The following is a 23509-nucleotide window of genomic DNA, read 5'->3' as shown; positions in this document are numbered from 1 at the left end:
TGGAACCTCACCCCCAATGCCGGCGAACCCGGCGGATGGAGACGGATGATGGTAGACGTTCGACGGGTCAAACTGCCCGGGGTCGGGGTGCTGCACACCTTCGTGACGGACGATGGCGGCAAAGTCGGCGTCATCGCACACCGTTCCGGCCACAGCGACCTGATCACCTTCTCGGACCACGAGGACGGCACCGACGTCACCAAGGTGTCCCTCCGACTCAACGAGGACGAGGCGCACACGCTCGCCGAGCTCCTCGGCGGCACGCAGATCACCGAGGCGCTCACGGCGCTCGACCAGATCCCCGGCCTCAGCATCGACTGGTTCACGGTCGACTACGAGGACTACATCGCCGGCCAGCAGCTCGGCGCCCCCGGCGACCGCGGCTTCGTCGGCCTCACGGTCGTCGCCGTCGTGCGCGGAGACTCGGCGAACCCGGCCCCCGCTCCCGACTTCAAGGTCTTCCCCGGCGACACGCTCGTCGTCGCGGGGACGCCGGAGAAGGTCGCCAAGGCGTTCTCGTTCTTCCGCACGGGCGAAGTCGCCCACCGCCTGACCGCCGACGCGCCGCCCGGAGGCTGATCGACGATGCATCTCGGCGAAGACCTCATCGTTCTCGGCATCCTCCTGCTCGTCGCGTACGTGCTCGGTCGCCTCGGCAGGTTGGTGAGTCTCCCCGCGATCCCCATCTACATGATCGTCGGCCTGCTGGCGAGTCCGCACACCGGCTGGTTCCCGCTCAACTTCGACAGCAAGTACATCGAGCTCATCGCGATCTTCGGGCTCATCCTGCTGCTGTTCAATCTGGGCCTGGAGTTCGACCAGGACGAGTTCTTCGGCAACTTCGGAAAGCTGATCGTCTCCGGCGGCTCGTACATCGTCATCAACATGGGCGTCGGGCTGATCTTCGGCTTCATGGTCGGCTGGGGCACCCGCGAGGCGCTGATCATCGCGGGGATGACGGCGACGTCGTCGTCCGCGATCGTCACCAAGCTCCTCATCGAACTGCGCCGGCTGCCCAACACCGAAACGCCCATGATCCTCGGCGTGACGGTGGTCGAGGACATCTTCATCGCCATCTACCTGGCGATCGTTTCCGTCGTGCTCAGCGGCGAGACCGACTTCTGGCCGGTTGTCGGGAAGCTCGCCGTCGCGTTCGCGTTCCTCGTCGTGATGTTCACCATCGCCCGCTGGGGCGGCCGGTTCGTCTCGCGGCTGTTCCGGACGAAGGACGACGAGCTCTTCACCATCCTGTTCTTCGGCTTCGCGGTGCTCTTCGCCGGCATCGGCGAGATCCTCGGCGTGACCGACGCCATCGGCGCCTTCCTGATCGGGCTCGTGCTCGGCGCCACGAAGTACCGCAAGAAGATCGAGCAGATCGCCATCCCGCTGCGGGATGTGTTCGCCGCGTTCTTCTTCCTCAACTTCGGCCTGGCGCTCGACCCGGCGAAGTTCCCCTCGGTGCTCCTGCCGGTGCTGATCGCGGTGGTGATGACCATCGTGCTCAACATCGGCGCCGGGCAGTTCGTGGCGTGGATCAACGGGCTCGGTGTGCAGGCAGGCATCAACACCACCGTGATCCTGCAGAACCGCGGCGAGTTCGCCCTCATCCTCGCGACGCTGTCGCTGGCGGCCGGGCTGGATGAGCGCATCCAGCCGTTCGCCGGTCTCTACGTGCTGATCATGGCCGTGATCGGGCCGATCCTCGCAGCGAACTCCGAGAAGATCGGTGCGATGATCCTACGGTCCGGGCCCAAACGCCAGCGCAAACGGAAGAAGACCGCGCGCGATCCGATGCTCGAAGAGGAGATCGCGCTCGTCGAGGCGGCCACCGCTGATCTCGACGCTCCCGCAGAGCGCCGGAACACGGGCGCGGACGAGACGCAGCAGGCCGTCGAGCGGATCGTCGAGCAGGCCATGCAGCAGCGGGACACGAGCGGCGAACGGGAACGGGACTGACCATCGAAACGACCACGGGGACCTCGCCCGCGACCGGTGAGACGACCCTCTTCCGGATGATGCTGCGCCCGCGCTGGATCGGCGCGCTGATCTTCGCGCTGCTCCTCGCCGCCGGGTTCGCCTGGCTCGGCCAGTGGCAGCTGGAGCGCGCGGTCGAGTCCGGCAAGGCTGTCGAAGCCCCCAGCGAGACCGTGCTGCCTCTCGCGGATGTCGCCGGTCCGTCCTCGCCCCTGCGCGACGTCGCCGTCGGGCAGTTGGTGGAGTTCACCGGCACGTTCGTCCCGGGCGACTACCAGCTGCTGCACGGGCGGCTCAACTTCGGGAAGAGCGGATGGTGGGTCGTCGGCCATGCGAACCTCGAGCGCGACGGACGCACCGTGGCCCTCGCCGTGGCTCGCGGCTGGGCACCGGACAAGGCCACGGCCGAGGCCGCTGTCGCCCGCCTCGCGGAGGAACCGCAGACGCCGCAGCGGCTCGTCGGCCGTATCCTGCCCGACGAGCAACCCGAGGTCCCGCAGGACAAGAACGACCCGACCGCGATGCGCACTCTCGGCGTCGGGGCTCTCGTCAACCTGTGGACCGGTGTCGACGGGATGGACGTGTACGCCGCGTACGTCGTCGAGCGCGGCGCTCCGGACGGTCTGGTCCAGATCGACTCCCCGCCGCCGATCGCGCAGACCGAGCTCAACTGGCTGAACATCTTCTACGCCGCTGAGTGGATCATCTTCGCCGGGTTCGCGGTCTTCCTCTGGTACCGGCTGGTGAAGGACGCGAAAGAGCGTGAGGACGAGCTGCGAGAGTCGGAAGAACTGCAGGCTGCGGCCGGGAAGAACCCGCAGGCCGAGCCTTTAGAATAGGCGCATGCCCCTCGCTCCCAAGCTCGAAGACTTCCCGAAGATCCGCGGAGCGCTCCGGTTCTACCAGGTGTTCGCGTACGTCACGGGCATCATGCTGCTGCTCCTGTGCGCCGAGATGATCGTGAAGTACGGCCTCGGCTACGAGCTCTTCGCGTTCAGCAACTACGGCGTCCTGACGTTCGTCCCCGTCCAGACGGCGGTGGCTCCGACGGGCGTCGACCTGAGCACGGGCATCCTCATCGCACACGGCTGGCTGTACGTCGTGTACCTCATCTCCGACTTCCGCCTGTGGAGCCTGATGCGCTGGCCGTTCACGAAGTTCGTCATGATCGCCCTCGGTGGCGTCGTGCCGTTCCTCTCCTTCTTCGTGGAGGCCCGCATCACCAAGCAGGTGAAGTCGTACCTGGCCGGCCGCGAGGCGGAGGCCGTGATCCCTGTGGAGGCGACAAATTAGCGATTCCCTGAGCCCCGATCCCTTGACCGCGGACGCTGCGTTCACCGACCTGCTGGGCGGAGCCGACTCGGCCAACCCCGCAGGCCCCGTGCTCGTGGTGGACTTCGGCGCGCAGTACGCGCAGCTGATCGCCCGCCGCGTACGCGAGGCCAACGTCTACTCGGAGATCGTGCCGCACGCGGTGACGGCTTCGGAGATCGCCGCAAAGCGCCCGTCCGGCATCATCCTGTCAGGTGGTCCGTCCTCGGTCTACGAGGAGGGCGCCCCGCAGCTCGACGAGGCCATCTTCGACCTCGGCGTGCCCGTGCTCGGCATCTGCTACGGCTTCCAGGTCATGGCGACCGCCCTTGGCGGGGAGGTCGCGAAGACCGGCCAGCGCGAGTACGGCTCCACTGCGGTCCGCATCTCTGACTCAGGGGTCTTGCTCGACGGCCAGCCGGCGGAGCAGACCGCGTGGATGAGCCACGGCGACTCGGTCGCCCGGGCTCCGGAGGGCTTCGAGGTACTCGCCTCGACTGATGGAACGCCCGTCGCAGCCTTCGCCAACGACGAGCGGAAGCTCTACGGCGTCCAGTGGCATCCCGAGGTCAAGCACTCCGCGTATGGCCAGGCCGTTCTGGAGAACTTCCTGCACCGCGCCGCCGGCATCCCGGCCGAGTGGAACAGCGGCAACGTCATCGCCGACCAGGTCGCCGCCATCCGCGCTCAGGTGGGTTCGGGTCGCGTGATCTGCGGTCTCTCCGGCGGCGTCGACTCCGCCGTCGCCGCGGCGCTCGTGCATGAGGCTGTGGGCGACCAGCTGGTGTGCGTGTTCGTCGACCACGGCCTGCTCCGCAAGGACGAGGCGCGTCAGGTCGAGGTCGACTATGTCGCCTCCACCGGCGTGCGGCTCGTCACGGTCAACGCGCAGGAGCAATTCCTGAACGCGCTCGCCGGGGTGAGCGACCCGGAGACGAAGCGCAAGATCATCGGCCGCGAGTTCATCCGCGTCTTCGAGCAGGCGCAGGCCGACCTGATCGCCGAGGCGGCGAACGAGGGCGACCCGATCCGCTTCCTCGTCCAGGGCACCCTGTATCCGGACGTCGTGGAGTCCGGCGGAGGCTCGGGCACCGCGAACATCAAGAGTCACCACAACGTCGGCGGCCTGCCGGAGGACCTGCAGTTCGAGCTCGTCGAGCCGCTGCGGACCCTGTTCAAGGACGAGGTGCGAGCGATCGGCCGGGAACTCGGGCTTCCGGAGGAGATCGTGGGGCGTCAGCCGTTCCCCGGTCCCGGCCTCGGAATCCGCATCGTCGGAGAGGTCACGCAGGAGCGCCTGGACCTGCTGCGGGAGGCGGACGCGATCGTGCGCGCCGAGCTCACGGCCGCGGGGCTCGACACCGAGATCTGGCAGTGCCCGGTGGTGCTGCTGGCGGACGTCCGTTCGGTCGGCGTGCAGGGCGACGGCCGCACTTACGGGCACCCGATCGTGCTGCGTCCGGTCTCGAGCGAAGACGCCATGACGGCGGACTGGACGCGCCTGCCGTACGACCTGCTGGCGAAGATCTCGAACCGGATCACCAACGAGGTCGACGGCGTGAACCGCGTGGTGCTCGACGTCACCTCGAAGCCGCCGGGGACCATCGAGTGGGAGTGATCCCGCTCCACTGACGAAGAAGGCCCGGGACGCTCTGAGAGCATCCCGGGCCTTTTCGGTGTAAGCGGTCAGTTTCGCGACAGAGCGAAGATGCGCAGCAACTCGAGGTAGAGCCAGACGACCGTCACCATCACGCCGAATGCACCGGCCCAGCCGTAGGCGCGCGGAGCCCGGTTCTTGACGCCCTGCTGGATCGCGTCGAAGTCGAGCACCAGCGAGTACGCGCACATGATCACGACGAGGACGCCGATGACGAGACCGAGCGGAATGCCGAAGATGTGGAAGGACCCGCGCAGACCCCACGGGTCGCTGACGGCGCCGGTGACGACCAGCAGGATGTTCACCACGGAGAATACGAGGTAGCCGATCATCGCGATCAGGAAGATCTTGGTCGCTCGTGCCGACGCACGGATCTTGCCCGAGGCGAAGAGGGCCAGGGTGACGCCGACCACGACGATAGTGCCGATGACGGCCTGGACGACCACCCCGCCGGCGAACGCCTCGTAGAACCGCGAGATGCCACCGATGAAGACGCCCTCTGCTGCCGCGTAGGCGAGCGTCAGTCCGGCCGACGGGAGTTTCTTGCGGTTGCGGAAGATGTTGACGAATGCGAGGACCAGCCCCGCGATCATGCCGACGATCCAGAGGCCGGGCACCCACCAGCCGACGACTGCGCCTGCCAGGAGGACCCCGAAGCTGACGGCAGTCTTGCGGATGGTGTCTTCGACCGTCATGCGGTCGGTGTCGACCGCCGTCGCGGACGGAGCCTCGTACAGGTTCTGAAGCTGCTCGGCGCTCGGCGCCGCCGTCGTCCCGTTACGGAAGGCCGGGCTTTGGGAGAATGCCGGGTTGGACGTAGCCATGTGCTCCTCGGTTCGTCAGGGACCTAAGACGGTCTCGCACCATCAACTCTATTGTGTTGTTTCCTGAGAGTTCTGACAGATTGCCATGAATCGAATCGGAGAGCGATCCACTTCGCCAGCCACGCCGCCCCGATGATGACCAGGGTGCTGGTCAGGATGGTGACCCAGCCCTCCTGGTAGTCGTGGACGAACAGGGGCAGCAGGATGCTCCACGCGATAGGGAGCAGCAGCACAGCGAAGGAGGGGAGCGGCCGCAGTCGCACCAGCAGCCACGCGGCGAGAATGATCGCGTAGCACCAGGCGAAGCCCGAACCGCCGAGCATGAGCCAGGTGAAGCCGAGGACGGGCAGGGGCACCGCGACGCGCCGACCGATCGTGGAGGGCAGGACGGCCCAGCCCGCGGGCTGCATCAAGGAGCCGATCAGCAGCAACGGGAGGCTGTAGGTCGTGGTGCCGAGAACGCAGGCGGTACCCACGACGAGCATCGCGAGACCGGTGAGGAGGCGAGGGCGATAGGCGCCCCATCGCAGCGGAAGCCGGGACGCCGGCTCGCTCCAGCTCTGATTCGGGTCGGCGGGCACCCGTCGATTCTGGCACCTCGACGCCTCCGCCGGCGGCCGCAGGTCGGGAGCTAGGATCGGGCCATGCGAGCGCGGACGGCCCCGATGATCATCGGACACCGTGGCGCGCCGGGCTACCGGCCGGAACACACCCGCGGTTCCTACGAACTCGCGCTGCAGCTCGGCGCCGACGCTCTGGAGCCGGACATCGTCGCGACGAAGGACGGCGTGCTGGTGTTGCGGCACGAGAACGAGATCTCCGGCACGACCGACGTGGCCGACCATCCCGAGTTCGCCGACCGCCGCACGACCAAGGAGGTCGACGGCGTCGCTGCGACCGGCTGGTTCACTGAGGACTTCACCTGGGAGGAGTTGTCGACTCTGCGGGCACGGGAGCGCATCCCTGCGCTGCGGCAGGCGAGTTCGACGTTCGACGGCCACTATCCGTTGCTGCGCCTCCGTGACCTGCTGGACCTGCTCGACCGCGCCGCCGATGGTCCGGGGCGTGCGCCCGGGCTGGTCGCTGAACTCAAGCACGCCACGTACTTCGAGGCGGCGGGACTTCCGCTCGACGAATTGCTCCTGGCGGAGTTCTCGGAGGCCGGATGGACGGACCGCGCGGGCGTCGTCGTCGAGAGTTTCGAACGCACCGTGCTGGCGAAGCTCCACGAGAGCGGCTTCCGCGGTCGGCGCGTCTACCTGCTCGAGGACACCGGGGCGCCCGCCGATCGGGTGGCCGCTCTGGGCGCTGCCGCGCCCGGTTACGACACCGACCTCACGTTGCGCGGCCTGTACGCCCTCGGGTCCGCCGCGCATTCCGCCGCCGACCGCGTCGACGGCATCAGCGTGGAGACCTCGCAGGTGCTCTCGTCCGGTTCCGTCTCGATGGCGCTGTTCGGCGAAGACGACGGCGCGGACGTCGGGGCCGTGACGTCGGATCTGGTCGACCTGGCGCATTCGGCGGGTCTTGCGGTGTTCTGTTGGACCCTGCGGCCGGAGAACAGGATGCTCCCCGACGACTTCCGGACCGCCGGGGCGGACGCGGACTGGGGCGACTGGCGCCGGTTCTTCTCGATCCTGCTGCACTCCGGAGTGGATGGTGTCTTCGCCGATCATCCGGACCTGGCTGTGTCCGTCCGGGACGGCCACTGACCTTCTCCGCTGGAAGCCCGGACGGCCATCGAACGCCTGAACGACCTCCCGGACGGAATGACGGTGGCAGCGACTAAAATCGTGGGAGACATGACGAGCCTCCCCGACGCCCCGCAGACCACCCCCTCCTCCGTCCCGATCATCCTCGACGGGTGGCAGGGCGACGGTGCGGCCTCCGCCGACGGCGGGGCTGTGCCTGGCTCCGGGCGTGAGGGTTCCGGCCACGGCTCTGGCCACTGGCAGGGGCCGAGCGAGCGTTTGTTCGCCGGGCTGAACCCGCAGCAGCGCGAGGCGGCCGAGTACCGAGGTCAGGCGCTGCTGATCGTCGCCGGCGCAGGCTCGGGCAAGACCAGCGTCCTGACGCGACGCATCGCGGGGCTGATCGAGAGCCGCGAGGCGTGGCCGAGCGAGATCCTGGCGATCACGTTCACCAACAAAGCGGCCAATGAGATGCGGGAACGCGTCGAGCACCTGCTCGGCGGCAAGGCGCAGGGCATGTGGATCTCGACGTTCCACTCCGCCTGCGTCCGCATCCTCCGTCGCGAGGCGGAGACCATCGGCAAGACGCCGAGCTTCACGATCTACGACTCCGGCGATACCCGTGCGCTTCTGAAGCGGATCATCAAGGAACTCGACGCCGACACCCTCGGCTTCACCGTGGGAAGTGCCGCCAATCGCATCTCGAAGCTGAAGAACGAGCTGACCGATCTCGAGACGCACGCGCGCACCGCCAATCTGAGCGATCCGCAAGAGGTGATGTTCCTCGAGATCTTCCGGCAGTACACACGGGAGCTGCGCCGCGCGAACGCCTTCGACTTCGACGACCTCATTGCCGAGACGGTATTCCTGTTCCGGGCCTTTCCGCGTGTGGCGGCGCTCTACCAGAGCCGGTTCCGTCACATCCTCGTCGACGAGTACCAGGACACGAACCATGCCCAGTACTCGCTCATCCGCGAGCTCACCATGCCGGTCGCCCCCGACATCGTGGACGACCTGGAGGCCCATGGTCGCAACGTGCGGCCGCTTCGCGACGCGGCGGGAGTCATCCCGAGCGCCTCGTTGACGGTGGTGGGTGACTCGGATCAGTCGATCTACGCCTTCCGTGGCGCCGACATCCGCAACATCGTCGAGTTCGAACGCGACTTCCCCGGCGCGAAGGTCGTGCTGCTGGAGCAGAACTACCGCTCGACGCAGAACATCCTGAGTGCCGCGAACTCCGTCATCGCCAACAACTTCGATCGCAAAGACAAGAAGCTGTGGACTGCCGTCGGCGACGGCGAGAAGATCGTCGGCTACACGGGGTATTCGGGACACGACGAGGCGCAGTTCGTCGCCGATGAGATCGAGAAGCTGCACGGCGCCGGGATGGCGTACAAGGACATCGCGGTCTTTTACCGCACGAACGCCCAGACCCGTGCGCTGGAGGAGATCTTCATCCGTTCGGCTCTGCCGTACAAGGTGATGGGCGGCACGAAGTTCTACGAGCGCGCCGAGATCAAGGACGCGATGGCGTACCTGATCACCGTCGCCAACCCGGACGATTTCCTGGCGCTGCGACGCATCCTGAACACGCCGAAGCGTGGCATCGGGCCGGCGACGGAGACCCAGCTTTCGAGCTACGCGCAGGACAACGGCCTGAGCTTCCGCGGCGCCATGCGCGACGCGGGCTCGCTGGGTCTCGGCCCCAAGGTGACGGCCGCGATCCTGCAGCTGTCGAACCTGCTGGACGAGGCGGCGGCGAAGGTCGACCCGTCGAACCCAGCCGGCATCTCGCCCGTCGCCGACGTGCTGACATTCCTTCTCGACGGGAGCGGGTATCTGGAAGCGCTGCGCAACAGCCGCGATCCGCAGGACGAAGCGCGTGCCGAGAACGTGGACGAACTGGTGGCGGTGACGAAAGAGTTCGCGCGCAACAACCCGGACGGAACACTGGTCGACTTCCTCACGGAGGTCTCGCTGGTGGCGGCAGCGGATGAGATCGATGACTCCAGCGGCGCCGTGTCGCTCATGACGCTGCACACCGCGAAGGGGCTCGAATACGACGCCGTGTTCCTCACCGGCATCGAGGAGGACCTCCTTCCGCACCGGATGTCGGCGAACGAGCCCGGCGGCCCAGCGGAGGAGCGGCGACTCTTCTACGTCGGCATCACCCGCGCGAAGAAGCGCCTGTTCCTGTCTCTCGCGATGACGCGCGCCCAATTCGGCGAGACCGCGGTGGCCATGCCGAGTCGCTACCTGCAAGAGATCCCCGCAGACCTCATCGACTGGCGGCAGTCGCCGGGCTCGGCGAATGGACGCGGGGGCTCGCAATCGCGTGCGCTCAACGCCAGACGCCCGGGGATCGGCGCCGGATCCGGCGGGTCCGGATGGAATGACAGCCTCGCCGCGTCGACGTTCCGCCAGGAGCGCCCGAAGGCCGAGTGGCCCAACCGGGTCACGGGCAAGGTGCGCGACAACGGCGACCTGGAGCTGGCTCCCGGCGACCGCATCCGGCACGCCGACTTCGGCGACGGTCGTGTCACCCAGGTGACCGGGCAGGGCGCCAAGCGGGTGGCGCATGTGCAGTTCGAGAAGGTAGGGGCGAAGAAGCTCCTCATCAAGATCGCCCCGATCGACAAGCTGTGAGGGCCGGCGTCTCCGCGCCACGGAACCTCGAGGTGGGGCTCCGGGCGGCGCTCGCCGTGGCCGTTCCCCTGTTCGTGCTGTTCGCGGTCGGCCGGTTGGATCTCACTGCGTACGCCACCTTCGGGGCATTCACGGCGTTGTACGGCAGGAACGAGCCGTATCGCTTGCGTGTGCGCACCCTCAGCGTGGCGGCCGTCGCCCTTCTGGCCAGCATCGGCGCAGGGATCGGGCTGGCCGTACTGGGCGAGCCGCTTGCTCTGGTGGCGCTCGCGCTGGTCCTGATCGTCGGCGGTGGCACCCTGTTCGTCACCGTGTTCCAGATGGTCCCGCCGCAGGCACTGTTCTTCGTGTTCGCCCTGCTGGTGTGCGCCGCCGTGCCGACCCCGGCGGCCGACGCCCTGCCACGGCTGGCGCTCGCCGCAGCGTCGGCGGCCTTCGCCTGGCTCGTGACGATGTCCGGGTGGGCCATCCGCCGCCTCCCGGGTGCCTCCCGTGGTGCGCTGGCCCGTTGGGGCTTCGTCACGGAGCTCCGTCGTCGGCCCACCGTCGACCTCGCCGCGCTCCGCGACCCGCGGGTCTGGCTCACCGTCGTACAGAATGTCGCCGGCGTCCTGATCGCGGGGGGCATCGCCCTGAGCTTCGGGTTCGGCCACGCCTACTGGGCGGTCGTCAGTGTGGTCGCCGTGATCCCTCCCGCCCGTGCCGCCCATTCCCTCTCGCGTTCGCTGCACCGGATCGTGGGCACGATTGTCGGCGTGGCGGTCACGGCCCTGCTGCTCGTCTGGTCGCCGCCGGCGGTCGTGCTCATCTGCGTGATCGTCGTCTGCCAGTTCTTCGCCGAGGTGCTGGTCGCGCGCCACTACGGTGCCGCGCTGGTGTTCATCACGCCGCTGGCGCTCTCGGTCTCGCACCTCGCGAGTCCGACGCCGGTCAATGTCCTGCTGTTCGACCGCGTGCTCGAAACGCTGCTCGGCGCCGGAATCGGCATCGCCCTCGTGCTGCTTGCACGCGTCTGGGAGCGGGGCCGGGGCCTGGCGGCCTAACCGGCGTCGGGTCGCTGTGGCGACCAGCCGGGGCTTGTCGCGCGACGGAGTTTCGCGAGATACCGGTCGCGGGGAATGTGCCGCAGCCATAGAGGGAGCCTCGGGTAGACGGCGGCCGTCCAGCGCATCACGCGGTCGAAGCGACGCTGCCTGCGTTCGTCCCAGGGAAGGCGGAACCGCTGCCGGACCTCCAGCGGGAGCAGCCCGCCCGTCACCAGCCGAACCAGCGGCAAAGTCGGCCGCACCGACCACGGCACGCGCGCGGGATGGAGGATCTGCCGGGACACGGCGAGAACCTGGTCGTCGACCCGGAGGGACGCGATCATGCCCTCCCAGTAGTCGTCGAAGGCGGCTCGGGAGGCCGGCCAGCGATCGTGCGACAGCTGCAGGTTCGAGAGCGCCCGCGAGAGCTCCCGGTACACGTCGTCGGCCTGCTTCGGTGTCAGCTCCCCGAACACCCGCCCGTGCAGCTCCATCATCGTCTGATAGAGCGTGGCGGCCACCCAGAGCTGAAGGTCGGGATCGTAGGCGTTGTACGCCGGCCCCGACGGCGCCCGTTCGCCTCGAACCGGCGCGTGCGCACGGTTGACGATCCGCCGCACGGTCGCCAACTCCTCTGGCGTGCCGAACATCGTCGCAGTGAGGTACAGCATCGTCCCGTCGAAGCGGTCCATAAGCCGTTCGGCGAAGTCGCTGTGCTCCGCCACTCCTCGCCCGACTGCCGGGTGCGCGATCTGGAGCAGGAGCGCCCTCCCGCCACCCGCGAGCGTCAGCGCCTCCGACGCGATCTCCGCGACCGCGACGGGCCGGCGGGGGCAAAAGGAGCGCACCAGGCCATCCTGCCGTCGCATGCTGCGAGCGAGCGGAGAAGGCCTCCCCGTCGCCTGTCACGGTTGGACCCACGTGCTGCGAGCGCGGCGAGGGCCCGACGTCCGGCGTCCGGCGATACGGGGCGGCCGCCCGGGACGGCGCTCAGCGAGAGCGATCGATGGTGCGTCGTCCAGGAACGCCGCGCGGCCGCGCGCCCGCCGGGTCCGCACCCTCCCGACGACCATCAGGGCGGCCCCGCTCACTCCCGCCCCGCCTCCCCAGAGGGCGGGTGCGACCACGTCCGATCCTGTCGCGGCCAGCCGAACCTCGGAGACGGACGGGTGCGCCTCCGGCACGAGCGCCGCCTGCGCTCGGGTGATCTCGCTCGCCACGCCGAACTGCGAGGCCCACGGGCGGAGGCGGGCTCCTCCGCCTGCGGGATCCGTGCGCGCGGGGTCGATCCGCTCCGTCCAGACGTAGTAGCCGTCCGACGGCACGACGCAGGAGGGAGTGGTGTACTCGCCAGGCCCGGTCACCGCGGTCTCCACCGTGCAGACGACGGGGCCATCGGCCGGAGCCGTCGGAGCCAGGACGATCGGATCGGTGAAGGGCCCGTGAAGAGTGCTCTCGACGACCGCCGCCACAGGGGCGAACCCATCGTCCGTGGGACGCACACCCCAGGTCGGGAGTAGGCCGTCCGCCTCGTCCACGCCAACGATGAGGCGGTCGGTGATCTCGGCGCCCGGCAGCGCCTCCGGTGTCGATGTCCGCGTCTCGACTCGCGGCTGAAAGGGCAACGGGGATGGCCCTGTTGCATGCGCTTCGGACTGTGCGGAGGCATTCGAGGACTGGGCGATCAGGACCGACTGCGCATCGACCGTCGGCACAGCCACAATGAGCCGATTGCCGTACGGCAGGTCGCCGCTGCGAGCCGTGGCAGCCACCGACACGCTGGCCTCGGTCCCGGTCGGCAGGATGTTGACGTCGGTCCCGGATCGAATCGTCGCGGTGGACGCCCCGTCGGCGAACGTGGCTCCGTCGAGCGTCACGGAGAGGGGATGCGCCCCTGCCGGCAGGAGTTCCGGGCCGTTGATGCGATCCACCGTCAACTCGACCCGCACCCGACCCGGGCCGGCCTCCGCCAGTTCGACCACGACCGCCGCATGCACGCCCGTGGACGCCCGGTTGCGCGCCTCGGCCAGCATGGCCGCCGCTCGCGCATAGACGGCGTCGGTGTCGCCGCCGGCGCGTCTGGCGTGGGCCTGTACGTCGGCGTCCGACATCCCGGCGGTCCCCCAGGTAGCGAGTTGTCCGGCCGCAGCGGTCAAGCGGTCGCCGCTGCCCGCCCACGTGCGTGCGATGTACGCGAAGATCGCGGACTGCTCGGGAGTCCACCAGCCCTTCCCTGCAGGATCCGCGTAGTTGTAGTGCAACCCGGTCGGCGCGACCTTTCCCGGGTTCAGGCAGAATCCGAGGGCTCCGTCGTCGAGGTGGTACGCGCCAAGCCACCAGCCGTCGGCGGACATGTACCCGGGGCCGTGGCCGTCGCCGGACAGCGCTCGGGCGGGTGCTGCGGCGAAGAGACTCTGCAGGATGCCGAGGAATACGGCCAGCCCCGCGAGGCTCACCGCGGTGATCAGAGTGAGAGGTCGTTGTGTCATGCCTCCACGGTCGCCGGATGGGCCACGTCGCCGACCGGGCAGCGGCTGATCGGTGGAGAACGACGCGCGCTGCCTGCCTGTGGACACAGTGCCGGTTTCGGCCCGTTCAGGCGGAGGGACTACAGTTCTTCCTGGCGAATTTGTCTCGGCGTCGAGCTATTCTCGCGTCGTCCCGCCAGAGAAATCAGCCGGAAGCCACAAGCGCCGGACCAGCAGCGGATTGGATAACCGTGGATCTATACGAGTACCAGGCCAGAGACCTGTTTGAGAAGTACGGGGTCCCGGTGCTGCCGGGCATCGTCGCGGACACTCCGGAGGAGGTGCGCGCCGCAGCCGAGAAGCTGGGAGGCGTGACCGTCGTCAAGGCGCAGGTGAAGGTCGGTGGTCGAGGCAAGGCCGGCGGTGTCAAGGTCGCGAAGAACGCGGACGAGGCCGAGGAGGCCGCGAAGGCCATCCTGGGGCTCGACATCAAGGGACACGTGGTCCGCCGCGTCATGGTCGCAGGCGGGGCCCGCATCGCCCAGGAGTTCTACTTCTCGGTGCTCCTCGACCGCGCCAACCGCTCCTACCTCTCGCTTACCAGCGTCGAGGGCGGCATGGAGATCGAGCAGCTCGCGGTCGAGAAGCCGGAGGCGCTGGCCCGCGTCGAGGTCGACCCCCGCGGCGGGCTCGACCATGCGAAGGCCGTCGAGATCGCCCGGACCGCCGGCTTCCCCGACGACCTGGTGGAGAAGGTCGCCGACGTCTTCGTCAAGCTGTACGACGTGTACACGGGCGAGGACGCCACGCTGGTGGAGGTCAACCCGCTCGTCCTCACCGAGGAGGGCGACATCATCGCGCTCGACGGCAAGGTCACCCTCGACGAGAACGCCGACTTCCGGCACCCCGACCACGAGGCGCTCGAGGACAAGGACGCCGCCGACCCGCTCGAGGCGAAGGCCAAGAAGGCCAACCTGAACTACGTGAAGCTGGATGGCCAGGTCGGCATCATCGGCAACGGTGCAGGACTCGTCATGTCGACGCTCGACGTCGTCGCCTACGCCGGTGAAAAGCACAACGGCGTGAAGCCCGCGAACTTCCTCGACATCGGCGGCGGCGCCTCGGCCGAGGTCATGGCGGCGGGGCTCGACGTCATCCTGAACGACCCGCAGGTCGAGAGCGTCTTCGTGAACGTCTTCGGCGGCATCACCGCGTGCGACGCCGTCGCGAACGGCATCGTGAAGGCCCTGGAGATCCTCGGCGACGAGGCCAACAAGCCGCTGGTGGTGCGCCTCGACGGCAACAACGTCGACGAGGGCCGCCGCATCCTGAAGGATGCGAACCACCCGCTGGTGACCCTGGCGCTCACCATGGACGAGGGCGCCGACAAGGCCGCCGAGCTGGCCGCGAAGTAAGCGAAGGACGAACGAGAATGTCTATCTTCCTCAACAAGGACTCCAAGGTCATCGTCCAGGGCATCACCGGCGGCGAGGGCACCAAGCACACCGCATTGATGCTGAAGGCCGGTACGAAGGTCGTCGGCGGCGTGAACGCACGCAAGGCCGGCACCACGGTCACGCACGGCGACGTCGAGCTGCCCGTCTTCGGCACCGTCGTGGAGGCGATCGAGAAGACCGGCGCTGACGTGTCGATCATCTTCGTGCCGCCGGCGTTCGCAAAGGACGCGATGGTGGAGGCCATCGACGCCGAGATCCCGCTGCTGGTGGTCATTACCGAGGGCATCCCGGTGCAGGACTCCGCCGAGGCGTGGGCCTACGCCCAGGAGAAGGGCAACAAGACCCGGATCATCGGCCCGAACTGCCCCGGCATCATCACGCCGGGTGAGTCGCTGGTCGGCATCACCCCGGCGACGATCACGGGCAAGGGCCCGATCGGCCTCGTGTCGAAGTCGGGCACGCTGACCTACCAGATGATGTACGAGCTGCGCGATCTCGGCTTCTCGACTGCGATCGGCATCGGCGGCGACCCCGTCATCGGCACCACCCACATCGACGCGCTCGCCGCGTTCGAGGCGGACCCGGAGACGAAGGCCATCGTCATGATCGGCGAGATCGGCGGCGACGCCGAGGAGCGCGCGGCCGACTTCATCAAGGCCAACGTGACGAAGCCTGTCGTCGGTTACGTCGCCGGCTTCACCGCCCCAGAGGGCAAGACGATGGGCCACGCCGGCGCCATCGTCTCGGGCTCCGCGGGCACCGCGCAGGCCAAGAAGGAGGCGCTGGAGGCGGCGGGCGTGAAGGTCGGCAAGACGCCGTCCGAGACGGCCGCCCTGCTGCGCGAGGTCTACGCGGCGCTGTAGTCCGCATCCTTCAGAAGGCCGGATCCGGGAACGGGTCCGGCCTTCTGTGCTTCGTACCTGCTGCGATGCAGTCTGTCCGCGGGTGGTCGGCGGGAGTTACAGTGAGCGCGCCGAGGCCTCTCGGCCGAGCGGAGGGGGATGCGATGCCTCAACTCAGCAACGCGGACCTGTTGAAGCGCGTCTCCGAACTGGAGGCCGAGAACGCCGTCCTGCGCGAACGCATCCCCGACGTCACCGTCGACGGGGTGGACGAGCCCGCGGCACCCGTGCGCAAGAAGCGCAGCTGGGCCTGGACGCTGCTGGCGACCGTCCTCATCGTGCTGGGCTCGATCCTCGCGCCCGTGGCGGTCGTCGCCTCGTGGGCGAAAGTGCAGCTCACGGACACCGACTCGTTCGTCGCCACCTACGCGCCGCTCGCCCACAACCCGGGCGTGCAGGCGTTCGTCACCAACGAAGCGCTGAAGGCCGTGCAGGAGCACGTGGACGTCAATCAGGTGACCTCGCAGGTCATCGACGGCATCACGGGCCTCGGTACCGGTCCCGTCGCGACGAAGGCTCTGGAGGCTCTGAAGGCGCCGCTGGCGGAGGGCATCGTCTCGCTGATGCGCTCGACGGTGCAGCGGTTCGTCGCATCGGACGCCTTCGCGCAGATCTGGCAGCAAGCTCTTCGGACCAGTCACGATCAGTTGATCGCCACGATGCAGAACAATCCGAAAGCAGCCGTCACTGTCGGCGCGGACGGGTCGGTCGGCATCCAGCTGGCGCCGATCATCGCCCGGGTGAAACAGCTGCTGGTCGATCAGGGCCTGACGTTCGCCGAGCGGATTCCGACCGTGAATCGCACGGTGACGATCGCGCAGAGCTCCTCCATCCCGACCCTGCAGGTGGTGTACGGGCTCGCGGTGGGCGCAGGCGTGTGGCTGCCGTGGGTGGCCCTGGGCCTGCTGGCGCTGGGCGTCCTGGTCGCCCGGCGCCGCGCACTCGCCCTGGTCTGGGCGGCGGTGGCCCTGGGGCTCGGGATGGGACTGGTGCTCGCCGCCATCGGGATCGGCCGGGTCGTGTTCATCGCCTCCGCCTCGCCGTCGCTCATTCCGTCGAACCTGGCGAGGACTCTGTTCCGAACCGTGACGACCGCCATGATCGACACCGCGGTGGCGGTCCTCGTGCTGGCGGCGGTCGTCGCCCTCGTCGCCTGGTATTCGGGTCCGTTCGGGGTGTCCAGGCGCCTGCGCGGCTTCTTCGGATCGGGCGTGACTTGGGTGCGCGACTCCGCGGAGCGGCACGGCATCACGACCGGCCGCACGGGCGAGTGGATGTACACCCAGCGTGCTCTGCTCCGTGCGGTCGTCGCCGCGATAGCCGCCGCCGTCGTGCTGTTCGTGCGTCCGCTGACACCGTCGCTGATCATCTGGACGCTCGTCCTCGCCGCGCTGGTCATCGGTCTGCTGGAGCTCTTGCAGCGTCCCGTCGTCACGGTGCCTGAGTCGGCTGACGAGGAGACGCCTGTGGTCACGGTCTCCTGAGTGCCGAAGTGTCGGCGGTCCGCGCCGGCACCGCCCCGGTAGGCTCCGTTCGGTCATGAGTCGCACAACCGTCGCCCTGCTCGCCGCGCTGGAGGCGCTCATTGTCGCCGCCATCGGCATCGGGATCTGCCTGGTCCCGATCACGATCCTCTGGGCGGCGCAGTACCAGCTCGGCGCGGACTTCGGGGTGGTCTGGCGGTCGGCCGCCGACGTGTGGCTGGTCGGCCATGGCGTGAACCTGACGGTCGTGCTCGATCCGCAGACGGTCGCGGAGCTCGGCCTTCCTGGCGCAGGCACGCCGTTCCAGGTGACCATCGCACTGCTGGGCTTCGCCGTGCTCACCGCCGGGCTCGGCGTGCGGACGGGCATGCGCGCGGCGGAGACCGACGAGCGGGTGGTGGGTGCCCTGAGCGCCCTCGCCGCTTTCGCCGTGATCTCGTCCCTGGTGGTGCTGGCCGCAGGCTCCGCGGTCGTGCAGCCCTCGGTGTGGCAGGGGATCGTGCTGCCGCCGTTCGTCTACGCACTGGGCATCGGCGCAGGGTTCGGCTTCGCGGCGCTGCGGGGGCGGAGAGCGGACGACGGGATGCTCCCCTTGGGCGACGACGGCCGGGCCGGGGATCGGGGCCGAGAGCGCGACCGCGCGCTGGGCCGCGCTGCAGGCGGATCGGATGCAGGCGTGCGCGACGCGTCGCCGGCCCGTGGAGCCGCACCCATCGCGCTGACCGCGCTGAGGAGTCGCACGCTCGCGGTGCCGGACGGCTTCCGCTCGGTCACCCTGGCAGCGCTTCGCGCAGGGAGCGCAGCGACCGCGATCGTGATCGGCGTCGCGGCGCTCGTGCTCGCGCTGCTGATCTTCGGCAACTACGGCGCGATCATCAGCCTCTATGAGCAGCTGCAGAGCGGCGTCGCAGGCGGGGCGGCGCTGACGATCGGCCAGCTGGCGATCCTGCCGAACGTGGTCGTGTGGATGGCATCCTGGCTCATCGGTCCGGGATTCGCCCTCGGGACAGGCTCTGCGGTGAGCCCCATCGGAACCGCCCTCGGGCCGTTGCCGGGGCTGCCGGTGTTCGGCGTGATCCCGCCGGGCGGGTACAGCTTCGGCCTCGTCGGAGTCGTCGTGCCGGTGCTCGCCGGTTTCATCGCCGCCGTGCTGCTGCGCGGGCGCACCGTGGACGGCCTGCATGGCATTCGTGCCATCCTGCTCACCGCCGCCGGGATCGGCGTGGTCGCCGGGGTGCAGCTCGGGCTGCTCGCGTGGTGGTCCTCCGGCGCCCTCGGGCCCGGCCGCCTCCACGACGTCGGGCCGAACCCGTGGCTGGTCGGCGCGCTGGCCGCGGGCGAGGTCGCCGTGGCCGCGGCGATCGGGTTGGCGGCGAGCGGCCGCGTCCGGCGGTGAGGATGCAGCGGTGACGACCAGGCGGCCAGCACTCCAGTCGCGCGCCGCTAGGCTGGTGGCGTGCTCTCGATTGTCGTCCTGATCTCCGGCGGTGGCTCGAATCTGCGTGCTCTGCTGGAGGCGTCGGAAGACGCCGAGTTCCCCGCGCGTGTGGTCGCGGTCGGCGCCGACCGGGAGGCGGACGGGCTGGAGCACGCCGAGCGGTTCGGTATCCCGACCTTCACCGTCCCGTACACCTCGTACCCGAGCCGCGAGGAGTGGGGTGACGCCCTGCTGCAGCAGATCCGGCAGTGGGAACCCGACCTCACCATCCTCTCGGGGTTCATGCGGCTGGTGCCCCCGCGGGTGGTCGATGGGCTCTCGCCCGACCTGATCAACACGCACCCGGCGTACCTGCCGGAGTTTCCCGGAGCCCACGCTGTCCGCGACGCGCTGGCCGCGGGTGTGACGCAGACCGGGGCCAGCCTCATCGTCGTCGACAACGGAGTGGACGCGGGCCCGATCATCAGCCAGGAGCGCGTGGAGGTGGAGCCCGGCGACACCGAGGGCAGCCTCCACGAGCGCATCAAGCCTGTGGAGCGACGGCTGCTCATCGACGCCGTGCTCGACATCGCCAACGGACACATCGACCTCGAGGAGCTTGCCCGAGCATGAGCGGACCCCATCACGACGCCAGCCTCTACCGTGAGCGGGACCTCGTCCCGATCCGCCGGGCGCTGATCTCGGTGAGCGACAAGACCGGCCTGCTCGACCTGGCGAAGGCGCTCGCCGAGGCGGGCGTGGAGATCGTGTCGACCGGCTCGACCGCGCAGACCATCCGCGACGCAGGCTATGCGGTGACGGATGTGGCGAGCGTCACCGGCTTCCCCGAGTCGCTGGATGGGCGCGTCAAGACGCTGCACCCGGCCATCCACTCGGGGCTGCTGGCCGACCTGCGGCTCGCGTCGCACGAGGACCAGCTGAAGGAGCTCGGCATCGAGCCGTTCGAGCTGGTCGTCGTCAACCTGTACCCGTTCGTCGAGACCGTGGCGTCCGGCGCCGTCGGGAACGACGTGGTCGAGCAGATCGACATCGGCGGCCCCGCCATGGTGCGCGCGTCGGCCAAGAACCACGCCAACGTGGCCATCGTCGTGTCGCCGTCGGACTACGCGGATGTGACCTCGGCCGTTGCCGCCGGCGGGACGACCTTCGACCAGCGGCGTGAACTCGCGTCGAAGGCGTTCGCGCACACGGCCGCCTACGACGGTGCCGTCGCCGCCTGGTTCGCGGGGGAGGCACCCTCGACCGATGACTTCCCGGAGCGTTGGGAGGCCCGCGCCGAACTCAAGCAGACGCTGCGCTACGGCGAGAACTCGCACCAGGCGGCCGCTCTCTACGCCGACCCGACGGGCCGCGGCATCGCCCAGGCGACCCAGCTCGGCGGCAAGGAGATGTCGTACAACAACTACGTGGATGCGGATGCCGCGCTGCGCAGCGCGTACGACTTCCACGAGCCTGCCGTCGCGATCATCAAGCATGCGAACCCGTGCGGGATCGCCGTCGCTGACGACATCGCCGAGGCGCACCGCAAGGCGCACGAGTGCGACCCGGTATCGGCGTACGGCGGCGTCATCGCGGCCAACCGCACGGTGACCCTGGCGATGGCGGAGACGGTGAAAGGCATCTTCACCGAGGTGCTGATCGCCCCCGGATATGAGCCGGAGGCGCTCGAGCTGCTGCAGACCAAGAAGAACCTGCGCATCCTGCAGCTCCCTGAAGGATATGCGCGCGCGCTGACCGAGTTCCGGCAGATCTCCGGCGGCGTGCTGGTGCAGGACTCCGACCGGTTCGACGAGTTTTCTTCCGAGGGCTGGACGCTGGCCGCCGGCGAGGAGGCCGACGCGGCCACCCGCGCTGACCTCGAGTTCGCCTGGAAGGCGTGCCGCGCGGTCAAGTCGAACGCCATCCTGCTCGCCCACGACGGTGCCTCCGTCGGCGTCGGCATGGGGCAGGTCAACCGGGTGGACTCGTGCCAGCTCGCCGTGAGCCGGGCGGGCGACCGTGCGGCGGGATCCGTCGCGGCGTCGGACGCCTTCTTCCCCTTCGCCGACGGCGCGCAGATCCTCATCGATGCGGGCGTCGCGGCGATCGTGCAGCCGGGCGGCTCCATCCGAGACGAGGAGGTCATCGCCGCGGCCAAGGCTGCCGGAGTGACCATGTACTTCACCGGGGAGCGGCACTTCTTCCACTGAGAGGCCCCAGGCGTTGCCTCCTCGCCGGGCTCGGGAGAGAATGGACGGCGGTCCACAAGACCGCACCATTTTTCACCGCGATCCCACGAGGAGACACCGATGTCCGTCCTGCCCGAAACCACCCTGCCCGGCGATCTGCCGCACGAGACACTGCATGTGGTGAAGGGGAGGCGGAGCGGCCTCACCATCAGCATCGCGGTGCACTCCACCATCCTCGGCCCCGCCCTCGGCGGCTGCCGCGTGTGGACGTACGACTCCTGGCAGGAGGCGGTGGCCGACTCGCTGCGGCTGGCCGAGGGGATGACGCTGAAAAACGCCGCCGCAGGACTCAACCGTGGCGGCGGCAAGGCGGTCGTCTACCTCCCGCGCGGAACGGTGCTCACGCCGACCGAGCGCTTCGAGGCGATGCTCGATCTCGGTGACGCGGTCGAGACGCTCGGTGGCAGCTACATGACCGCCGAGGATGTCGGCACCAGCGCCGAGGACATGTCGGTCGTCGCGACGCGCACCGCCCACGTCTGCGGGCTTCCGCCGTCGGAGGGCGGCGTCGGAGAGCCCAGCGACGCGACCGCGGCGGGCGTGTACGCCGGGCTGCAGGCCACGCTGGAGCGCGTGTTCGGCTCGCGATCGGTGGACGGACGCCGGGTGACGGTGCTCGGCCTCGGCCATGTCGGGTCGCTCATCGCGATGCGCCTGGCGAGCGAAGGCGCGGTGCTGACCGTGACCGACGTGAACCCGGCCAAGCGGGCCCTCGCGGACGCGCTGGGCGCGACCTGGGTCGAGCCGGAGGAGGCGCACCGGGTCGAGGGCGACCTGTTCGTGCCGGCGGGCGTCGGCGGCGCTCTGACGGACCGGGTGATCGACGAGCTGCGGGTCGCTGCCGTGGTCGGCCCGGCCAACAACCAGCTGGCGAAGCGGGACGGCGCTGAGCGGCTCGCCGCGCGCGGCATCCTCTGGGCGCCCGACTTCGTGGTCAACGCGGGCGGCGTCATCTTCCTGTCGATGGCGGGGGAGCCGGGCGTCACCGCAGAGGCGACGCAGGAGCGGGTCGAGCGGATCGGCGGCTCCGTCGCCGAGATCTTCCGCGTCGCGGAGGAGCGCGGAGTCACCACGCTCCAGGCTGCGGAGGAGCTCGCCCTCGGCCGGCTGCGGGAGCCAGCGAACGCATAGCAGCGCTCCGATAGGTTGGTCCCTATGACGTCTTCCTGGGGCCGCCGGCTCATCGCATCCCTTGTCGCCGCCCTCGTGGTGGTCCTCATCGTCCACGCGGCGATGATCTCCGCCTTCTACGTGGGGGCACTGGGTGGGTCGTCGGCCCCGTCGGGGGCGCTGATCGTCGCCGTCAGCAACTACTTCTCGCTGACGAGCGTCATCGCCTTCGTGCTGCTGTGGATCGCCGGTTTCGTCGGCGCTTTCGACCGCTGGTGGACTGCCCTCATCGCCGGCGTGGTGGCCGGAGTGCTGGCACCCGCGATCGGCACCATCCTCACGGCCACCTCGGGTGGCTCGCCCTTCAGCGGCGACCTGCTCGTCGCCGTGCTGGGCACCCTGCTCGGCATCAACCTGCTGTACGTCGTCGCCATCACCGCGCTCACCCCGACGTTCGGGCGCTGGCTCTTCCGCGTCGTCGAAGGCACCCGCAGCCGGTTCGAGACCGACCGCAAGGTCGCGCTGGTCCGCATCCCGGCCGCCAATGTCGCCGAGGGTCTCGTGACCCACATCGACCGGCAGCCGGTGGAGACCGAGCTCGCCGACCAGCAGTGGGACGCCTACGTCGCTGCGCTGTCCGAGGCCGGTTGGCAGACCGTCGAGGTGGCGAGTGCCGACCGCATGGCCGACTCCGTCTTCGTGGAGGACACCGCGGTCGTCTTCGGCGACACGGCCGTCATCACGCTGCCGGGCGCGGAGTCGCGCCGTGGCGAGACCGCCGGCACCGAGGCCGCTCTCCGCGCGCAGGGTCTGCACCTGGAGCGGATCGAGGCGCCGGGGACCCTCGAGGGCGGCGACGTCTTGAAGGTCGGCTCCACCGTGTACGTCGGCCGCGGTGGCCGCACAAACGCGGAGGGCGTCCGCCAGCTGCGCGCACTGGTCGCGCCGCTCGGCTACACCGTCGTCGCCGTTCCCGTCACCAAGGCCCTGCACCTGAAGACGGCTGTGACCGCGCTTCCGGACGGCACGATCATCGGCTACGAGCCCATCGTGGACGACCCGCGGGTCTTCGAGCGTTTCCTTCCCGTACCGGAGGCGGAGGGCACCGCGGTCGTCGTCCTGTCGGATGACACCGTGCTCATGTCGTCGTCGGCTCCGCAGTCGGTGGCGCTGGTCGAGAGCCTGGGCTACACCGTCATCCAGGTCGACATCTCCGAGTTCGAGAAGCTCGAGGGATGCGTCACCTGCCTCTCGATCCGCATCCGCTGAGCGCCAGTTGACGCAACACGCCGTC

The 23509-nt window shown here is 69.2% G+C and carries 20 protein-coding genes; 16 read left to right on the top strand and 4 right to left on the bottom strand.

Annotated features, from left to right (window positions below):
- Positions 1-48 precede the first annotated feature (48 nt).
- Genes AB7E03_RS08315 through guaA form a run of 5 tightly spaced genes read left to right on the top strand, consistent with a single transcriptional unit; the run spans position 49 to position 4903 of the window.
- Complete coding sequence (locus AB7E03_RS08315) at positions 49-579, top strand: cation:proton antiporter regulatory subunit (RefSeq protein WP_489940935.1); 531 nt, start codon at positions 49-51, stop codon at positions 577-579.
- A 6-nt stretch (positions 580-585) separates the two neighbouring features.
- A complete protein-coding gene (locus AB7E03_RS08310) occupies positions 586-1956 on the top strand; it encodes a cation:proton antiporter (RefSeq protein WP_489940933.1) in 1371 nt (456 codons plus the stop codon).
- 56 nt (positions 1957-2012) lie between these two features.
- A complete protein-coding gene (locus AB7E03_RS08305; protein WP_489940931.1) occupies positions 2013-2813 on the top strand; it encodes an SURF1 family protein in 801 nt (266 codons plus the stop codon).
- A gap of 4 nt (positions 2814-2817) precedes the next feature.
- On the top strand, positions 2818-3267 hold the full coding sequence (locus AB7E03_RS08300; RefSeq protein ID WP_441781385.1) for a DUF3817 domain-containing protein: 450 nt from the start codon (positions 2818-2820) through the stop codon (positions 3265-3267).
- A gap of 52 nt (positions 3268-3319) precedes the next feature.
- Entirely contained in the window at positions 3320-4903 is a 1584-nt protein-coding gene (gene guaA / locus AB7E03_RS08295; protein WP_489942887.1) for a glutamine-hydrolyzing GMP synthase, read from the top strand.
- 68 nt (positions 4904-4971) lie between these two features.
- On the opposite strand, the gene AB7E03_RS08290 is transcribed toward guaA, so the two are convergent.
- Positions 4972-5766 carry a Bax inhibitor-1/YccA family protein gene (locus AB7E03_RS08290; protein WP_489940929.1) on the bottom strand — a complete coding sequence of 265 codons (795 nt, stop codon included), beginning with the start codon at positions 5764-5766 and terminating at the stop codon, positions 4972-4974.
- Positions 5767-5789: 23 nt separating this feature from the next.
- Positions 5790-6347, bottom strand: coding sequence for a hypothetical protein (locus tag AB7E03_RS08285; RefSeq protein ID WP_489940927.1), 558 nt, complete (start codon positions 6345-6347; stop codon positions 5790-5792).
- Positions 6348-6410: 63 nt separating this feature from the next.
- On the opposite strand from AB7E03_RS08285, the gene AB7E03_RS08280 reads away from it, so the two are divergent.
- The 3 genes from AB7E03_RS08280 (at position 6411) to AB7E03_RS08270 (ending at position 11146) form a co-directional block, all read left to right on the top strand.
- A complete protein-coding gene (locus AB7E03_RS08280; protein ID WP_489940925.1) occupies positions 6411-7478 on the top strand; it encodes a glycerophosphodiester phosphodiesterase family protein in 1068 nt (355 codons plus the stop codon).
- A 90-nt stretch (positions 7479-7568) separates the two neighbouring features.
- On the top strand, positions 7569-10103 hold the full coding sequence (locus AB7E03_RS08275) for an ATP-dependent helicase (protein WP_489940923.1): 2535 nt from the start codon (positions 7569-7571) through the stop codon (positions 10101-10103).
- Entirely contained in the window at positions 10100-11146 is a 1047-nt protein-coding gene (locus AB7E03_RS08270; protein WP_489940921.1) for an FUSC family protein, read from the top strand. The genes AB7E03_RS08275 and AB7E03_RS08270 overlap by 4 nt, the downstream gene beginning before the upstream one ends.
- Here AB7E03_RS08270 and AB7E03_RS08265 read toward each other — a convergent pair.
- On the bottom strand, positions 11143-11997 hold the full coding sequence (locus AB7E03_RS08265; protein ID WP_489940919.1) for an oxygenase MpaB family protein: 855 nt from the start codon (positions 11995-11997) through the stop codon (positions 11143-11145). The two genes, AB7E03_RS08270 and AB7E03_RS08265, sit on opposite strands and share 4 nt — an antisense overlap.
- 36 nt (positions 11998-12033) lie before the next feature.
- Entirely contained in the window at positions 12034-13617 is a 1584-nt protein-coding gene (locus AB7E03_RS08260) for a hypothetical protein (protein ID WP_489940917.1), read from the bottom strand.
- 230 nt (positions 13618-13847) lie between these two features.
- On the opposite strand from AB7E03_RS08260, the gene sucC reads away from it, so the two are divergent.
- From sucC to ddaH, 8 genes are all read left to right on the top strand, one after another.
- Positions 13848-15011, top strand: a complete 1164-nt coding sequence (gene sucC, locus AB7E03_RS08255) for an ADP-forming succinate--CoA ligase subunit beta (protein ID WP_441781394.1) — start codon at positions 13848-13850, stop codon at positions 15009-15011.
- A gap of 17 nt (positions 15012-15028) precedes the next feature.
- The gene (sucD, locus tag AB7E03_RS08250) at positions 15029-15916 is read left to right on the top strand and encodes a succinate--CoA ligase subunit alpha (protein ID WP_441781395.1); all 888 of its coding nucleotides are present in this window, start codon (positions 15029-15031) and stop codon (positions 15914-15916) included.
- Between the two features lie 143 nt (positions 15917-16059).
- A complete protein-coding gene (locus AB7E03_RS08245) occupies positions 16060-17439 on the top strand; it encodes a hypothetical protein (RefSeq protein WP_489940915.1) in 1380 nt (459 codons plus the stop codon).
- A gap of 55 nt (positions 17440-17494) precedes the next feature.
- Positions 17495-18835: a cell division protein PerM gene (locus tag AB7E03_RS08240; protein ID WP_489940913.1), complete on the top strand. Its 1341-nt coding sequence runs from the start codon at positions 17495-17497 to the stop codon at positions 18833-18835.
- 60 nt (positions 18836-18895) lie between these two features.
- Entirely contained in the window at positions 18896-19489 is a 594-nt protein-coding gene (purN, locus tag AB7E03_RS08235; RefSeq protein WP_489940911.1) for a phosphoribosylglycinamide formyltransferase, read from the top strand.
- A complete protein-coding gene (gene purH / locus AB7E03_RS08230) occupies positions 19486-21066 on the top strand; it encodes a bifunctional phosphoribosylaminoimidazolecarboxamide formyltransferase/IMP cyclohydrolase (protein ID WP_489940909.1) in 1581 nt (526 codons plus the stop codon). The genes purN and purH overlap by 4 nt, the downstream gene beginning before the upstream one ends.
- A 99-nt stretch (positions 21067-21165) precedes the next feature.
- Entirely contained in the window at positions 21166-22236 is a 1071-nt protein-coding gene (locus AB7E03_RS08225; protein ID WP_489940907.1) for a Glu/Leu/Phe/Val dehydrogenase family protein, read from the top strand.
- Positions 22237-22260: 24 nt separating this feature from the next.
- The gene (gene ddaH, locus AB7E03_RS08220) at positions 22261-23484 is read left to right on the top strand and encodes a dimethylargininase (protein ID WP_489940905.1); all 1224 of its coding nucleotides are present in this window, start codon (positions 22261-22263) and stop codon (positions 23482-23484) included.
- The last annotated feature ends 25 nt before the right edge of the window (positions 23485-23509 follow it).

It is taken from the genome of Leifsonia sp. RCC_180, from assembly GCF_058138205.1.
This window is presented reverse-complemented; position numbering and strand designations above follow the sequence as displayed.

What these genes read in the sequence shown, in the direction of transcription:
- AB7E03_RS08315 (WP_489940935.1), top strand. Translation starts at nt 49, where the DNA reads ATGGTAGACGTTCGACGGGTCAAACTGCCCGGGGTCGGGGTGCTGCAC.
- AB7E03_RS08310 (WP_489940933.1), top strand. Translation starts at nt 586, where the DNA reads ATGCATCTCGGCGAAGACCTCATCGTTCTCGGCATCCTCCTGCTCGTC.
- AB7E03_RS08305 (WP_489940931.1), top strand. Translation starts at nt 2,013, where the DNA reads ATGATGCTGCGCCCGCGCTGGATCGGCGCGCTGATCTTCGCGCTGCTC.
- AB7E03_RS08300 (WP_441781385.1), top strand. Translation starts at nt 2,818, where the DNA reads ATGCCCCTCGCTCCCAAGCTCGAAGACTTCCCGAAGATCCGCGGAGCG.
- AB7E03_RS08290 (WP_489940929.1), bottom strand. Translation starts at nt 5,766, where the DNA reads ATGGCTACGTCCAACCCGGCATTCTCCCAAAGCCCGGCCTTCCGTAAC.
- AB7E03_RS08280 (WP_489940925.1), top strand. Translation starts at nt 6,411, where the DNA reads ATGCGAGCGCGGACGGCCCCGATGATCATCGGACACCGTGGCGCGCCG.
- AB7E03_RS08275 (WP_489940923.1), top strand. Translation starts at nt 7,569, where the DNA reads ATGACGAGCCTCCCCGACGCCCCGCAGACCACCCCCTCCTCCGTCCCG.
- AB7E03_RS08265 (WP_489940919.1), bottom strand. Translation starts at nt 11,997, where the DNA reads ATGCGACGGCAGGATGGCCTGGTGCGCTCCTTTTGCCCCCGCCGGCCC.
- AB7E03_RS08260 (WP_489940917.1), bottom strand. Translation starts at nt 13,617, where the DNA reads ATGACACAACGACCTCTCACTCTGATCACCGCGGTGAGCCTCGCGGGG.
- sucD (WP_441781395.1), top strand. Translation starts at nt 15,029, where the DNA reads ATGTCTATCTTCCTCAACAAGGACTCCAAGGTCATCGTCCAGGGCATC.
- AB7E03_RS08245 (WP_489940915.1), top strand. Translation starts at nt 16,060, where the DNA reads ATGCCTCAACTCAGCAACGCGGACCTGTTGAAGCGCGTCTCCGAACTG.
- AB7E03_RS08240 (WP_489940913.1), top strand. Translation starts at nt 17,495, where the DNA reads ATGAGTCGCACAACCGTCGCCCTGCTCGCCGCGCTGGAGGCGCTCATT.
- purH (WP_489940909.1), top strand. Translation starts at nt 19,486, where the DNA reads ATGAGCGGACCCCATCACGACGCCAGCCTCTACCGTGAGCGGGACCTC.
- AB7E03_RS08225 (WP_489940907.1), top strand. Translation starts at nt 21,166, where the DNA reads ATGTCCGTCCTGCCCGAAACCACCCTGCCCGGCGATCTGCCGCACGAG.
- ddaH (WP_489940905.1), top strand. Translation starts at nt 22,261, where the DNA reads ATGACGTCTTCCTGGGGCCGCCGGCTCATCGCATCCCTTGTCGCCGCC.